The organism is Pandoraea sp. CB10b_02 (genome assembly GCF_002216225.1).
GTDB lineage: Bacteria > Pseudomonadota > Gammaproteobacteria > Burkholderiales > Burkholderiaceae > Pandoraea > Pandoraea nosoerga.
On record NZ_NJGW02000006.1, the window covers coordinates 13,191 to 27,103 of the forward strand.

Genomic DNA, 13,913 nt, shown 5'->3' on the forward strand with positions numbered 1-13,913 from the left:
CGCGGGCCTTGCCCGTCACTGGGGCAGAATGATGCCGAGCCGCTCCTTGAGCGATTGCGGACGGCCCGTGATCAGGGCCGCGTAGTACGTGGTATTCGACAGCACGTTCTCGACGTACTGGCGCGTCTCGTTAAACGGAATCGTCTCCGCGAAGATGGCGCCTTCGACCGGCCGATCCAGCGTGGAGCGCCACGCGCGCGGGCGTCCCGGTCCGGCGTTGTAGCCCGCGGAGGCCAGCACGGCCGAGCCGTCGAACTTGTTGTAGATGTCCGCCAAGTAACTCGTGCCCAGACGAATGTTGGTGTCGATGTCGTGCATCATGCCGGGCTGATAGTCCATGCCGATCTGCCTGGCGACCATCTTCGCCGTGGCCGGCATGATCTGCATCAGCCCGCCGGCGCCCGCCGACGAACGGGCGTTGATGATGAAGCGCGACTCCTGACGAATCAGGCCATACGCCCAGGCTTCGTCCAGATCGACGGCGGCCGCGCGCGGCTCGACCTTGTCGCGGAACGGCATCAGGTAGCGCAGCGTGAAGTCGTGCTCGAGCTTGGTGCGATCGGCCGTGTTCACGGCGCGGTCGAACAGCTCGATCTTGTTGGCGTACTGTGCGGCGGCGAGCAACTGACGGTCCGTCATGTTGCGCAACTCCCAGTTCCACTCGCGGTTGCCCTCGAAGCGCAGCCCGAGGTCGTAGAACTTCGCGGCGCGGCGAAAGCCCGGATTCGCGCTGTTGGCGTCGACCTCGGCCTTCGTGACGGTCGTGCGCGGCGGCAGCGTCGTCTTGTTGCCCAGCTCTTCGTTGGCCAGCTGACCGTAGAAATTCGGCTGCGAAGCGATCTTCTGGAATTGCGCGCGGGCGGCCTCGCCCTGCCCGGCTTCGCGCAGCGCGCGGCCATACCAGTACGTCCACACGCCGTCGTCGCGCAGCGCTTGCGGCATCGCTTCGATGCCCGTGCGCACGAGGTTCCAGTCACCAGCGCGCAGCGCGGCGCGGATCTTCCACTCCTGCGCGGTATTCGAGAGCTTGGCGTTGCCCGCCTGACGGTACCAGTTGATCGCCATGGGGTTCTGCGACAGCGCGCCGCGCATGCCGATGGCGCCCCAGCCAATGGCGCGCTCGTCCTGCGAGAGATTGCCCGCAATGCCCGCGAAGCTGCTCGCGGCGAGCATCGCGTCGCTGCGCGCCATGCGCACGGTCGCGAGCAGGGCGAGCTGACGCGAGGCCTCCGAGCCGTCCACGCCGCGCGAGAGGATCTGCGCCGGACGCGAGGCCGCCATATCGAGCAGGCTGTCGTCGGGACGCACATTGCCGAGCGCATCGGCGATCTGCTTGCCGAGCGAGGTGTAGTTTTCCTCGTAGGCGAGGCGGATCTGGTGCCAGACCTCCTTGCGCGGCAACTGGCCGTTCGCGGCCAGCGTGCCGATCATGTCGACGCAGCCCTCGCCGTAGTACTTCGGCGCGGTGAGCAGGTCGATGGCCGCCTGCGTCACGTTCTCGCCGCGCGCGGCCCGTGACATCAGCGCGTAGCACTTGACCTGGGTGTCGTCGTCGAGCACGAACTTCGGGTATTCGGCGTCGAACGTCTGCCAGTCGTGACGCTTGCCCAGCACGAGCAGCCAGTCGTTGCGCAGGCGATCGGCAATTGCCTGGCCCTCGTAGGTGCGCAGGAAGGCCCGGATCTCGTCGTCGGGCGTGTCGAGCAGCGCCTTGCCCGAGCGGTCGAACATGCGCGGCTTGATCTGGAAGTACTGCACATACGACGGCACGTCGTAATCGGTGAGCATGGCCGCGAGCGCCGCGGCACGCGGGGCGTCGTTGGTGCGCGCCGCTTCGCGCAGCTGTACGAAGATGTCGTCGGGCGAGCGTTGCGAGAGCACGTCGGCCGAAGGCGCGGCGCGAGTGGCCGCCGCCGGCGCCTTGGGACGACCGGTTGCCTGGGTCGTACTGCACGCGACGAGCGCCGCGGCGCTCAGGGCAAGCGCGGCGGCGCGATATACTCGGGTCAAACGTTCGGACATCTTCGTGGAGCGTCGGGTAAAAAGTGAGTTCAAGCATAGCACGGGACCCCGCCCGATCGGCGGCGCAGACGTCCGGCAAAGCCCAATTGCGGCGGGCTTTGCTGGCCGTGCGCAACCACCTCGACGCACGCGAGGTGCGCGACGCCGCGCTCGCCGCGAGGCTCGCTGACGAACTGGCCCGCCGCGCGCCGCGATGCGTGGGTTTTTACTGGCCGATCCAGGGAGAATTCGACGCGCGCGGCGCCGTCTCGGCATGGCTGGCGAAGGCGCCGGCCGGGGAACTGCGCCTGGCCGCCCTGCCGGTCGTCGCCGCGCCCGCGACCCCGCTCGTCTTTCATCACTGGACGCCCGACACGCCCATGACGCAAGGCCGCTATCGCATTCCCGTGCCGCTCGACACCGAAGTGCTCGTGCCCGACCTGCTGCTCGTGCCGTGCGTGGGTTTCACGCGCGACGGACTGCGGCTGGGCTACGGCGGCGGCTTCTACGATCGCACGCTGCATTCGATGACACCGCCGCCGCAAACGCTCGGCATCGCCTACGACGCGCTCGAGATCGAGCATCTCGACGCCGAAGCCCACGACCTGGCGCTCGACGCCATCGTGACCGAATCGGCCACCTTTGCGCGTGCGCGCGGCAACGATCGCTAATTCATGACAACGCTCAAAATCCTGCCGCTTGGCGACAGCGCGCTCGTGTGCGAAGCCGGCGCCACGCCCACGCTCGCCACGCAGCGGCGCGTGTGGCACGTCGCCGCACTCGCCCGCGACTGGCCCGACGTTCGCGAAGTGGTGCCCGGCATGAACAACCTCACGCTGCTGTTCGATCCGCTCGCCACCGACATCGAAGTGCTCGGCGAGCGCTTGCGCGAGCTCTGGCACACGCCCCCGAGCGCCGGCGAGGTCGGGCGCGAGATCGAAATCCCGGTGCACTACGGCGGCCGGCACGGCCCCGATCTCGCCGAGGTCGCGCGACACGCGCGCCTGCAGCCGAAGACGGTCGTGCAACGCCACACGGCGCCGGAATACATCGTCTATTTCATTGGGTTTCAGCCGGGCTTCGCCTATCTCGGAGGCCTCGACGAGTCGATCGCCGCGCCGCGCCGGGCCGAACCGCGCCTGTCGGTGCCGGCCGGCTCGGTGGGCATCGGCGGCAACCAGACCGGCATCTATCCGCTGTCGTCGCCGGGCGGCTGGCAAATCATCGGCCATACCGCGCGCGCCCTGTTCGACCCCGCCGCGAGCCCGCCCGCCCTGCTGGCGCCGGGCGATCGCGTGCGTTTCACCATCGCGAGCCTCGACCTGTGATCGACATCCTGCGAGCCGGCCTCCTCACCACGGTGCAGGATCTGGGCCGAACCGGACAACGTGAATTCGGCGTCGCGAGCGGCGGCGCGGTCGACCCGCTCGCCTGTGCCGTGGCGAACCGGCTGGTCGGCAACGAACTGAATGCCGCCACCCTGGAGATCACGATGGGGGCGTGCGCGCTGCGCTTCACATCTTCCACGCTGGTGGCGCTGACAGGCGCCGACTGCCGTGCCGATCTCGACGGCACGCCCGTGTGGTCGTGGTGGCGCTTTCCCGTCACGCGCGGCCAGACGCTGACGCTGCGCCCCGCGCGCTTCGGCATGCGCACCTATCTCGCGGTCGCCGGCGGCATCGACGTGCCCGAGGCGCTCGGCTCGCGCAGCACCGATCTCACGGCCGGTTTCGGCGGCTTCGAGGGTCGTGCCCTGCGCGACGGCGATCGCATCGCCATGGGCCACGCCAGCGCCGAAGCGCGCAAGGCCGCAGCGCTGGGCGTGCGTCCGCCGCTGTGGCTGTCCGACCCGCTCGCCCACCGCGTGCGCGTGCTGCCCGGCCCCGAATACGACGACTTCACCGCCGCCACCCACAGGCAATTTTGGGAGAATCCGTGGCAGGTCACGCCCAACAGCAACCGCATGGGCTATCGGCTCTCGGGCCCCGAGCCGCTCGCGCGCAAGAAGAACCGCATGCACGACCTGCTCTCGCACGGCGTGTTGCCGGGCGTGATTCAGGTGCCGCCGTCGGGCCAGCCCATCATCCTGCTGGCCGACGCCCAGACCACCGGCGGCTACCCGAAGATCGGCACGGTGATCAGCGCGGATCTGTGGCGCCTCGGGCAGGCGCGTCTGGGCAGCACGCTGTACTTTTCGGAATGCACGGCGGCCGAAGCGCGCGAAGCATGGCGCGAGCAGTTGCGCTATCTTGCACAGATCGAGCGCGCGCTCGCCTGGCATGATCGCGGCATCCTGAAGCCGCCGCGCATGCCCGCCGTCTCGCGCAAACGCTGACGCGAGACGTCCCCCGCAGGAGAAATACGCAACATGAAGATCGATCTGAACGTCGACCTCGGCGAAGGCTGCGACTCCGACGAGGCCTTGCTGACGCTGGTCAGCTCCGCCAACGTCGCATGCGGCTGGCACGCGGGCGATGCGGGCACCATGCAGCAGGTGGTGCGCTGGGCGCTGGACAATGGCGTGGCCATCGGCGCACACCCGAGCTTCCCCGACCGGGAGAACTTCGGCCGCACCGAGATGCAGTTGCCGCTCGACGAAATTCGCGCCGGCATGCTCTACCAGATCGGCGCGCTCGCCGCGATGGTCCGCGCGCAAGGCGGCTGGCTCTCGCACGTCAAGCCGCACGGGGCGCTGTACAACCAGGCGGCGCGCGACCCGGCGCTCGCCGAGACGCTGGTCGAGGCGATCCGCGCTTTCGACACCGATCTGGCAATCTTCGGGCTGGCAGGCGGCGAGCTCGTCAAGGCCGCGCGCGCGGCGGGCATGCGCGCCGTCGAAGAAGTCTTCGCCGATCGCGGCTACAACCCCGACGGATCGCTCGTCAAACGGGGCACGCCCGGCGCGCTCATCGAGCGCGAAGAAGACGCGCTCGCGCAGACGCTCATGATGGTGCGCGAGCAGCATGTGCGCGCCATCGACGGCTCGCTGGTGCCCATCCGGGCCGAGACCGTCTGCCTGCATGGCGACGGCGAACATGCGCTCCAGTTCGCGCAGCGCATTCGCAGCTTCCTGATCGGCGAGGGCGTCGAGATCGCACCGGTGCGCTGATCGTTGCCGCACCATGCGCGTAAAAAAACGCCGTCCGCGGGGCAGCCCCGGACGGCGTTTGCATTGCGGCGGCGCCCCTTGCGGCTCTCCGTCCTTGCCGGCGGCTCGCGGCTTGCTGGGCCAACTCACCGGGCCCGCTCACCGGGTCCGCTTGCCGACCTCGCTTACTGGCCGAGCGTCGGCATGACGAGCGACGACGTCGCGTTCGCCGCGCGCCCTTCCGACCAGCGGCGCGTGACCACCTTCGAGCGCGTGTAGAAGCGCACCGATTCCGGTCCGTAGATATGCTGGTCGCCGAACAGCGAATTGCGCCAGCCGCCGAACGAGAAGTACGACACGGGCACCGGAATCGGCACGTTCACGCCGACCATGCCGACTTCGATCTCGTCCTCGAAGCGGCGCGCCGCGCCGCCCGACGTCGTGAAGACCGCCGTGCCGTTGGCATACGGGTTGCGGTTGATCAGCGCGATCGCCTCTTCCAGCGTATTCACCCGCACGACCGAGAGCACGGGCCCGAAGATTTCGTGGCGATAGATCGACATCTCCGGCGTCACGTTATCGAACAGGCATGGGCCGATGAAAAAGCCGTCCTCGCGCTGCGCGACCTTCAGGCCGCGGCCATCGACCACCAGCCGGGCGCCTTCCTCTACGCCCGCGTCGACGAAACCGCGCACCTTGTCGCAATGCACGCGCGTGATCAGCGGGCCCATCTGCGCAGCAGGGTCGGTGCCGTCGCCAACCGGCAACGCCTTTGCCGCCCGTGCCAGCCGCGCCACCAGCTCATCGGCCACCTCGCCCACGGCCACGGCCACCGAAATCGCCATGCAGCGCTCGCCGGCGGAGCCGTAGGCCGCGCCGATCAGCGCGTCGACGGTGAAGTCGAGATCGGCGTCGGGCATGACCACGCCGTGGTTCTTCGCGCCGCCAAGCGCCTGCACGCGCTTGCCGTGCGCCGACGCCGTGCCGTAGATGTACTGCGCGATCGGCGTCGAGCCCACGAAGGACACCGCGTTCACGTCGGGGTGCGTGAGCAGCGCATCGACGGCTGCCTTGTCGCCGTCCACGACATTGAGCACGCCGTCGGGCAGGCCAGCGTCCCTGGCCAGGCGCGCGAGCAGCAACGCCGCCGAAGGCACCTTTTCCGACGGCTTGAGCACGAACGTGTTGCCGCAGGCCACCGCCATCGGGAACATCCACAGCGGCACCATGGACGGGAAATTGAACGGCGTGATGCCGGCGCATACGCCGACGGGCTGATGGATCGAATACGTATCGACGCCCGTGCCGACCTGCGGTGCGATCTCGCCCTTGAGCAGATGCGGGATGCCGATGGCGAACTCCACCACCTCGATACCGCGCGTGACTTCGCCGCGCGCGTCGTCCAGCGTCTTGCCGTGTTCCTGCGTGATCAGTTGCACGAGCGCCTCGCGATTCGCTTCGAGCAGTTCGCGGTACTTCATCATGACGCGGGCGCGCTTCATCGGCGGCGTGGCGCGCCATGCCGGCAGCGCGGCACGCGCGGCGGCCACGGCCTTCGCAACGTCCGCCGCGCCGCCCAGCGCGACCTGTCGGATCACCTCGCCGGTGGCGGGGTTCGTCACTTCGCCGAAGCGCAGCTCGGCTTCGCCCGATGCGACGCTCGCGCCGCCAATCCAATGTTCGATACGCTCGGTGCTCACTCGTTGATTCATGTCGATTTCCGTAAAGACGATGTCGAGGACAGACGTTGCTGTCCGATGACGACGCCGGCGGCACGCGCCGGTGTCGCCATCATGTGATGGGAATGGTTGAGAAAGACCGGCGGCCCTGTGCCGCCGCGGCGCCGTCGCCCGCGGTGCTCCTTAAGCGGTCTCGCGAATGGCTTCGGCGACGATGCCGAACAACTCGTCGATCTGCGCTTCGCTGATGATCAGCGGCGGCGAGAACGCGAGAATGTCGCCCGTGTATCGGACCAGCGCGCCCTTCTCGAAGCACTTGACGAAGATTTCGTGAGCGCGCGCGCCCGGCTTGCCGTCGCGCGTGGCCAGCTCGATGCCGCCGACCATGCCGAGGTTGCGGATATCGACGACATTCGGCAGGTCGCGCAGGCCGTGGATGACCTTCTCGAAGTGCGGCGCGAGCTTGGCGGCGCGCTCGAACAGGCCTTCGCTCCTGTACAGATCGAGCGCAGCGCACGCCGCGGCCGCCGCAAGCGGGTGACCGGAGTACGTGTACCCATGGAAGAACTCGATGGCGCCCGCGTTGCCGGCGTCGACGATGGCGTCGTGCACGCTCGTCTTCACGGCGACGGCGCCCATCGGCACGGCCGCGTTGTTCACGCCCTTGGCCATCGTCATGATGTCCGGCGTCACGCCGAAGTACTGCGCGGCGAACGGCTTGCCCAGGCGGCCCAGACCCGTGATGACTTCATCGAAGATCAGCAGAATGCCGTACTTGTCGCAGATCTCGCGCAGTTTCTGCAGATAGCCTTGCGGCGGCACCAGCACGCCCGTCGAGCCGGCGAGCGGCTCCACGATCACCGCCGCGATGGTCGAGGCGTCGTGCAGCGCGACGATGCGCTCGAGCTCGTCTGCCAGATGGGCGCCCCAAGCCGGCTGCCCCTTGGTGAAAGCCGCTTCCTTGATGTTCAGGGTGTGCGGCAGATGATCGACGGCCGGCAGCAACTGGCCCGAATACGCCTTGCGGTTCGGCGAGATGCCACCGACCGAAATGCCGCCGAAACCCACGCCGTGGTAGCCGCGCTCGCGGCCGATGAGGCGCGTGCGCTGGCCTTCGCCGCGAGCGCGATGGTAGGCGAGCGCGATCTTGAGCGCCGTGTCGACGGACTCCGAGCCCGAATTCGTGAAGAAAATGCGATCGAGGCCCTGCGGCGTGATCGCGGCGATCTTGCTCGCCGCCTCGAACGCCTTCGGATGGCCCATCTGGAACGTGGGGGCGAAGTCCATCTCGCCGGCCTGCTGGCGGATCGCCTCGACGATCTCCGTGCGGCAGTGGCCGGCGTTCACGCACCACAGGCCGGCCGTGCCGTCGAGAATGCGGCGATTGTCCGACGACGTGTAGTGCATGCCCTGCGCCTTGACGAGCAGACGCGGCGCGCTTTTGAACTGACGGTTGTTGGTAAACGGCATCCAGAACGCCGTCATGTCGAGATTCAGGTCTTTCATGTTCATCGCGGGGTCTCCCCAGGTCTTGGCTCGATCAGGATGTCCCGCGGCTCGCGCCCACGGGTGGATGGATCGATCCTACGAGAGCCCGACCGGTACAGACATGCACAGTCGCCCGGAAAATGTATATTCTGTATCGGTCGATCGCTTCAACTGTATTGGCAACAGCCCGTCGGGCCACTTCCGCCGTCTGCTTCGAGGTTTCACTGTCATGGTCCAGCCGCTCGCTTTTTCCCTGAACCGCGCCCAGCCGGAAGCGCTGGTCGATCAGATCGTGCGCGAGGTCGAGCGTGCGCTCCAGCGCCGCACGCTCCATGCGGGTGTGCGCATGCCGTCGATCCGTTCGCTGGCGAAGGCGCACGGCATCAGTACGTTCACGGTGGTGGAGGCATACGACCGGCTCGTGGCGCGCGGCACGCTGGTCGCGCGCCGGGGTGCGGGCTTCTTCGTCGCCGGCGCGGCCGACGCCCACGAGAGCGGGGTGCCGGGCCGCAGCGGCGCGCTGGCGACGAGCGGGGCCGCGAGCGAGGTGACGAATGCGTGGCTGCTCTCGGAGATCTTTGCGGACGACTCCATTGCCGTGAAGAGCGGTTGCGGCTGGCTACCGGACAGCTGGCTCGACGAGGACGGCTTGCACGGCGCGCTGCGCTCGCTCTCGAAGGGCCCCGGCGCGCACTTCGCGCATTACGGCCATCCGCACGGTTATGGGCCGCTGCGACAGTGGCTCACGCGCCGGCTTGGCGAGTTGTCCATCGACGCGGCGCCCGAACAGATCGTGCTCACGCACGGCGCAACGCAGGCGCTCGATCTGGTCGTGCGCACGTTGCTCAAGCCGGGCGACACCGTGCTGGTCGAGGCGCCGGCGTACTGCAATCTGCTGGCGGTGTTGCGCCTGGCCGGGCTCAACGTGGTGGGAATCGAGCGAACCGAGGCGGGGCTGGATCTCGCCGCGCTGGAACAGGCGGCGCAAACGCACCGGCCGCGAGCGTTCTTCATCAATCCGGCGCTGCAAAACCCGTTGGGGACGTCGCTCACGCCGGCGCTCGCGCATCGCATTCTGCAATGTGCCGAGCAGCACGGCTTCTGGCTCGTCGAGGACGATATCTACCGGGAGCTGGCGCCGGCGGGCACGCCGTCGCTCGCGGCGATGGACGGCCTGTCGCGCGTAATCTATGTATCGAGCTTCTCGAAGACGATCTCGCCGTCGGTGCGCGTGGGGTATCTGGCGTGTTCGCGCGATCTGGCGCATGAGATCGCGCGCAGCAAGATGGTGGCGGGGCTGACGTCCTCGGAGATCAACGAACGCATCGTGCATGCGATCCTGACCGAGGGACGACACCGCAAGCACATCGAGCGCCTGTCGGACCGGCTCACGCGCTCGCGCGCCCGGCTCATCACGCAACTGCAGACGCACGGGGTGACGTTGCTGGCGCAGCCCGAGGGCGGCATGTTCGTGTGCGGCAGCTTGCCGGAGACGGCGCCCCCGGCGCGCGAACTGGCCGAAGCCGCGCTGCTCGAGAGCATCATGCTCGCGCCGGGCGAGTTTTTCCTGCCGCACGGCGATCCGTGCCGATGGTTCCGCTTCAATGTCGCCTATTCGGACGACGCCCGCCTGTTCCGATTCCTCGATCGCGCGGCGGCGGGGAAGCTCGCCGGGGCAACAGCCGTTACTGCCGTGACAGCCGCTACAGCCGCTACAGCCGTTCGCGACCACTCGGCTTCGGGAGCGGTTTGACGACGCCGCCTAAGCCTCCACCCCGAACCTTTCCCGATAAGCCGCCGGCGTCACGCCGTATTGCCGCTGAAAGGCGCGGCGCAGATTTTGTTCGTCGCCGAAGCCCACGCGGGCCGCGATACGCTTGAGCGGCGCATCGGAATCGAGCAACGCGAAGCGCGCCGCCTCCAGGCGCATGCGCTCGACCGCCTTCGCCGGGGTCGAGCCCGTGCGCGCCAGATAGGTGCGCGCGAACGTGCGCGCGCTCATGTTGGCCTGCTCCGCCAGGCGCGCCACCGACAGATCACCATCGAGCCGCGCCGCCATCCACGCGTGCAACTCGCCAAACGGCGCCCCCGCCGCCATCTGGTCCTGCAGCGGCGGGCTGAACTGCGACTGCCCGCCCGCGCGCTTGAGAAACACCACGAGCCGGCGCGCCGCCTGCAGCGCCACGTCCGCGCCGCAATCGTCCTCCACCAACGCCAGCCCGAGATCGATGCCCGCCGTAATCCCCGCCGATGTCCACACCGGATCCTCGCGCACGTAAATCGGATCGGACTCGACCCGTGCATTCGGAAAGCAGCTCTGCAACATCGCCGTATCGAGCCAGTGCGTCGTGGCGCGCCTGCCGTCGAGCAACCCCGCCGAGCCGAGGATGAACGCGCCCACGCACACCGAACACACCCGACGCACGCGCGGCGCATAGCCGCGCAGCCACTCGCCGACCGGCCCGGGCACCGCCGGACGGTGCGCCACCGCGCCGCCCACCGCGATCAGGGTGTCGACGTGCATCGCTTCGAGCGCGCGCATCGGCTCGGTGTGCAGCGTAATGCCCGAGCCCGTCTCGACCGGCCCGCCGTGCTCCGAGACCACCACGGTGCGATAGGGTGCTCCCCGCCCAAGCTCCGTGAAGTTGCGAATCACGGCATGGAACGCATCGAGCGGCCCGGCCAGGTCCAGCAGCACGAACGGCGGCACGATGAGAAAAGCAACGAGACGAGGTGGTGTCATGGCGTTGTCAGGGCGTTTTCAGGGCGTGATCTGCCCGTGGATCAGGCCGTCACCGGCGTTTCGCGGCGCCTGGCATCGATGGCATACCACACCGTCGCGAGCGCCGCGACCGCAAGCAGCGGAAAGGTTGCCTGGTTGATGGTCGCCCAGCCGAAGCGCGCCAGCAATTGCCCGGCGAAGAGACTCGCGAGCGCCGTCCCGGCGAACGTGATGAACTCGTTGGCCGCCTGTGCGCGTGCGCGCTCGGCCGGCCGGTACGACATCGTGAGCAGCGTCGTGCCCCCCACGAACATGAAATTCCACCCCACACCGAGGAACGCGAGCGCCGCATAGAAGTACGGCAAGCTCGTCGACGCAAGCGCCAGCACGCCGCACAGCGCGCTCATCGCAATCCCGGCAAGCAACACCGGCACCACGCCCCAGCGCTTGACGAGATGCCCCGAGAAGAACGACGGCGCGTACATGCCAACCAGGTGCCATTCGATGATGTGCGCCCCGTCGTCGATGCTGTGCCCGCACGCAACGGCAGCGATCGGCGTGGCCGTCATCACGAACATCATCACCATGAACCCGATCAGGTTGTTCGCGAGCGCCGCCACGTAGATCGGCTGACGCATGATCTCGCCGAGCGGTCGCGCGGGCAGCGCCGCGCCGTCTGCCGTGGTGCTGCCGGCCGCATGCACCGGCAGATCGCGCAGGAACCCCACGAGCAGCACGAGCGAGACGCCGGAGAGCAGCGTCACGACGAGATACGAGCCGGCGAACGTGACCGGCGCGAGCCAGTCCTTGCTGCCGGCGGCCAACGCCGGGCCGATCACCGCGGCGAGCACGCCGCCCGTGAGCACCACCGAAATCGCCCGCGGCTTGTCCTCGACGGGCACGACGTCCGCCGCCGCCAGACGGTAGTAGCGCGCAAAGGCCTGGAAAACGCCAACGCACGCCGTGCCCGCGCAGAACATCGCGAAATGGCCCTGATAGATCGCCATCACGGACACCAGACCGCCGAGCGTGCCGAACGCCGCGCCCAGCGCAAAGCCGAAGCGCTGCCCCATGCGCTGGATCAGCATCGACGCGAAGATCGTGGTGATGGCCGAGGCCACCGTGATGAGCGAGAACGGCAGCGTGGCGTATCCCTTGTCCGATGCGAGCATGTAGCCGACCAGCCCGGTCAGCGTAAGGTCGACCGACAGCGCAGCGGTGTAGAGCGCCTGACAGGCGGCGAGCACGGCCGCATAACGGCGGCCCAGCTTGCGCGCGGGTCCGGGCGGCTCGGAAGAGGGCGCGGCGCGCCCGGCAATGGCATCGGTCATTTGCGTGTCCTGAAACAAGTGAGGAGTCCGTGGGAGGGCCCCATCTTGCCGTCGGCCACATTGGCACGAATGCCAATCATGCATCAAAAAATGCCACGCCGCGCACCACCCGCCGCGCGCCAACTCGGTGCGCACCAACTCTGCGCGCGCCCGCACCAACGTGTTTCGCGCCCACGGCTGGCACGTGCGCTCCCGGGCCGTCAGGCCCATCGCGCCGCCGTCGCGCGTCCCTGGCACGCCCTTTGCGTAACTCTCCCCGTACCGGATCGACCGGTCTAACCAGAAAAGGGGAAGACGTACCATGAAACGACGCACGCTACTCCAGATGGCGGCCCTCTCGGGCGCCGCATCGCTCACGGGCATGGCGCCCAGCTTGTTCGCGCAGAGCAAGCAGCCCATCAAGGTCGGCATCCTGCACTCGCTCTCGGGCACGATGGCCATCTCGGAGACGTCGCTCAAGGACGTGGCCCTCATGACCATCGCCGACATCAACGCCCGCGGCGGCGTCATGGGCCGGCCGCTCGAGGCCGTGGTCGTCGACCCCGCGTCGAACTGGCCGCTCTTCGCCGAGAAGGCGCGCCAGCTTCTCACCAAGGACAAGGTCGCGGCCGTGTTCGGCTGCTGGACTTCCGTCTCGCGCAAGTCGGTCCTGCCCGTCTTCGAGGAACTCAACGGCCTGCTCTATTACCCGGTGCAGTACGAAGGCGAGGAGATGTCGAAGAACGTCTTCTACACCGGCGCCGCGCCGAACCAGCAGGCAATCCCCGCCGTGGAGTACCTGATGGGCAAGGAAGGCGGCGGCGCCAAGCGCTTCTTCCTGCTCGGCACCGACTACGTCTACCCGCGCACGACCAACAAGATCCTGCGCGCCTTCCTGCACTCGAAGGGCGTGGACGACAAGGACATCCAGGAGGTCTACACGCCGTTCGGCCACAGCGACTACCAGACCATCGTCGCCAACATCAAGCAGTTCGCGCAGGGCGGCAAGACGGCCGTCGTCTCGACCATCAACGGCGACTCGAACGTGCCGTTCTACAAGGAACTGGGCAACCAGGGCCTGAAGGCCACCGACGTGCCGGTCGTGGCGTTCTCCGTGGGTGAAGAGGAGTTGCGCGGCATCGACACGAAGCCGCTCGTGGGCCACCTCGCGGCATGGAACTACTTCATGTCGGTCAAGAACCCGACCAACGATTCGTTCAAGAAGCAGTGGTTCGCCTACGTCAAGGCGAAGAACCTGCCGGGCGGCGACAAGCGCGTGACGAACGATCCGATGGAAGCGACCTTCGTCGGCATGCACATGTGGAAGCAGGCCGTAGAGAAGGCCGGCAGCGTGGACGTCGACAAGGTCCGCGCCGCCATGGTCGGCCAGAGCTTCAAGTCGCCCGACGGTTTCGACATGGTCATGGACGGCAACCACCACCTGCACAAGCCGGTAATGATTGGCGAAATCCGCCCGGACGGCCAGTTCAACGTGGTGTGGAAGACCAAGTCGACGGTGCGTGCGCAACCGTGGAGCCCGTTCATCGCGGGCAATGAAGGCAAGCCCGACAAGGTCTGACCGCCCCTTCCACTCCAGGCGCCGGAGCGACCGAGACGGTCTCCGG

The 13,913-nt window shown here is 68.0% G+C and carries 11 protein-coding genes; 6 read left to right on the top strand and 5 right to left on the bottom strand.

Annotated elements, in window-relative coordinates:
- Positions 1-15: 15 nt before the first annotated feature.
- A complete protein-coding gene (locus CDN36_RS08060; RefSeq protein WP_287496446.1) occupies positions 16-2,022 on the bottom strand; it encodes a lytic transglycosylase domain-containing protein in 2,007 nt (668 codons plus the stop codon).
- A gap of 23 nt (positions 2,023-2,045) precedes the next feature.
- Here CDN36_RS08060 and CDN36_RS08065 point away from each other — a divergent pair, with 23 nt between their 5' ends.
- From CDN36_RS08065 to pxpA, 4 genes are read left to right on the top strand one after another with little or no spacing between them, the layout of a single operon-like run.
- The gene (locus CDN36_RS08065; protein WP_287496447.1) at positions 2,046-2,672 is read left to right on the top strand and encodes a 5-formyltetrahydrofolate cyclo-ligase; all 627 of its coding nucleotides are present in this window, start codon (positions 2,046-2,048) and stop codon (positions 2,670-2,672) included.
- A gap of 3 nt (positions 2,673-2,675) precedes the next feature.
- On the top strand, positions 2,676-3,329 hold the full coding sequence (gene pxpB, locus CDN36_RS08070) for a 5-oxoprolinase subunit PxpB (RefSeq protein WP_150554047.1): 654 nt from the start codon (positions 2,676-2,678) through the stop codon (positions 3,327-3,329).
- The gene (locus CDN36_RS08075; protein WP_287496448.1) at positions 3,326-4,336 is read left to right on the top strand and encodes a 5-oxoprolinase subunit C family protein; all 1,011 of its coding nucleotides are present in this window, start codon (positions 3,326-3,328) and stop codon (positions 4,334-4,336) included. The genes pxpB and CDN36_RS08075 overlap by 4 nt, the downstream gene beginning before the upstream one ends.
- Positions 4,337-4,369: 33 nt before the next feature.
- Positions 4,370-5,110, top strand: coding sequence for a 5-oxoprolinase subunit PxpA (pxpA, locus tag CDN36_RS08080; RefSeq protein WP_287496449.1), 741 nt, complete (start codon positions 4,370-4,372; stop codon positions 5,108-5,110).
- 164 nt (positions 5,111-5,274) lie between these two features.
- Here pxpA and CDN36_RS08085 read toward each other — a convergent pair whose 3' ends face one another.
- Positions 5,275-6,801: a CoA-acylating methylmalonate-semialdehyde dehydrogenase gene (locus CDN36_RS08085; RefSeq protein WP_287496450.1), complete on the bottom strand. Its 1,527-nt coding sequence runs from the start codon at positions 6,799-6,801 to the stop codon at positions 5,275-5,277.
- A 150-nt stretch (positions 6,802-6,951) separates the two neighbouring features.
- Positions 6,952-8,280 carry an omega-aminotransferase AptA gene (gene aptA, locus CDN36_RS08090; protein WP_150554050.1) on the bottom strand — a complete coding sequence of 443 codons (1,329 nt, stop codon included), beginning with the start codon at positions 8,278-8,280 and terminating at the stop codon, positions 6,952-6,954.
- A gap of 205 nt (positions 8,281-8,485) precedes the next feature.
- Here aptA and CDN36_RS08095 point away from each other — a divergent pair, with 205 nt between their 5' ends.
- Positions 8,486-10,009, top strand: coding sequence for an aminotransferase-like domain-containing protein (locus tag CDN36_RS08095; protein ID WP_287496451.1), 1,524 nt, complete (start codon positions 8,486-8,488; stop codon positions 10,007-10,009).
- A gap of 9 nt (positions 10,010-10,018) precedes the next feature.
- Here the strand turns inward: CDN36_RS08095 and CDN36_RS08100 are convergent, their stop codons facing one another.
- Both CDN36_RS08100 and CDN36_RS08105 read right to left on the bottom strand, forming a co-directional pair.
- The gene (locus CDN36_RS08100) at positions 10,019-10,999 is read right to left on the bottom strand and encodes a GlxA family transcriptional regulator (protein ID WP_150554052.1); all 981 of its coding nucleotides are present in this window, start codon (positions 10,997-10,999) and stop codon (positions 10,019-10,021) included.
- A 41-nt stretch (positions 11,000-11,040) separates the two neighbouring features.
- The gene (locus CDN36_RS08105; RefSeq protein ID WP_287496452.1) at positions 11,041-12,309 is read right to left on the bottom strand and encodes an MFS transporter; all 1,269 of its coding nucleotides are present in this window, start codon (positions 12,307-12,309) and stop codon (positions 11,041-11,043) included.
- 361 nt (positions 12,310-12,670) lie between these two features.
- Here CDN36_RS08105 and urtA point away from each other — a divergent pair, with 361 nt between their 5' ends.
- A complete protein-coding gene (gene urtA, locus CDN36_RS08110; RefSeq protein ID WP_370749702.1) occupies positions 12,671-13,867 on the top strand; it encodes an urea ABC transporter substrate-binding protein in 1,197 nt (398 codons plus the stop codon).
- Positions 13,868-13,913: the final 46 nt, after the last annotated feature.

Excerpts from the sequence above, each read along its gene's own strand:
- CDN36_RS08105 (WP_287496452.1), bottom strand. The coding sequence starts at position 12,309 with ATGACCGATGCCATTGCCGGGCGCGCCGCGCCCTCTTCCGAGCCGCCC.
- CDN36_RS08095 (WP_287496451.1), top strand. The coding sequence starts at position 8,486 with ATGGTCCAGCCGCTCGCTTTTTCCCTGAACCGCGCCCAGCCGGAAGCG.
- CDN36_RS08085 (WP_287496450.1), bottom strand. The coding sequence starts at position 6,801 with ATGAATCAACGAGTGAGCACCGAGCGTATCGAACATTGGATTGGCGGC.
- urtA (WP_370749702.1), top strand. The coding sequence starts at position 12,671 with ATGGCGCCCAGCTTGTTCGCGCAGAGCAAGCAGCCCATCAAGGTCGGC.
- pxpB (WP_150554047.1), top strand. The coding sequence starts at position 2,676 with ATGACAACGCTCAAAATCCTGCCGCTTGGCGACAGCGCGCTCGTGTGC.
- aptA (WP_150554050.1), bottom strand. The coding sequence starts at position 8,280 with ATGAACATGAAAGACCTGAATCTCGACATGACGGCGTTCTGGATGCCG.
- CDN36_RS08060 (WP_287496446.1), bottom strand. The coding sequence starts at position 2,022 with ATGTCCGAACGTTTGACCCGAGTATATCGCGCCGCCGCGCTTGCCCTG.
- pxpA (WP_287496449.1), top strand. The coding sequence starts at position 4,370 with ATGAAGATCGATCTGAACGTCGACCTCGGCGAAGGCTGCGACTCCGAC.
- CDN36_RS08100 (WP_150554052.1), bottom strand. The coding sequence starts at position 10,999 with ATGACACCACCTCGTCTCGTTGCTTTTCTCATCGTGCCGCCGTTCGTG.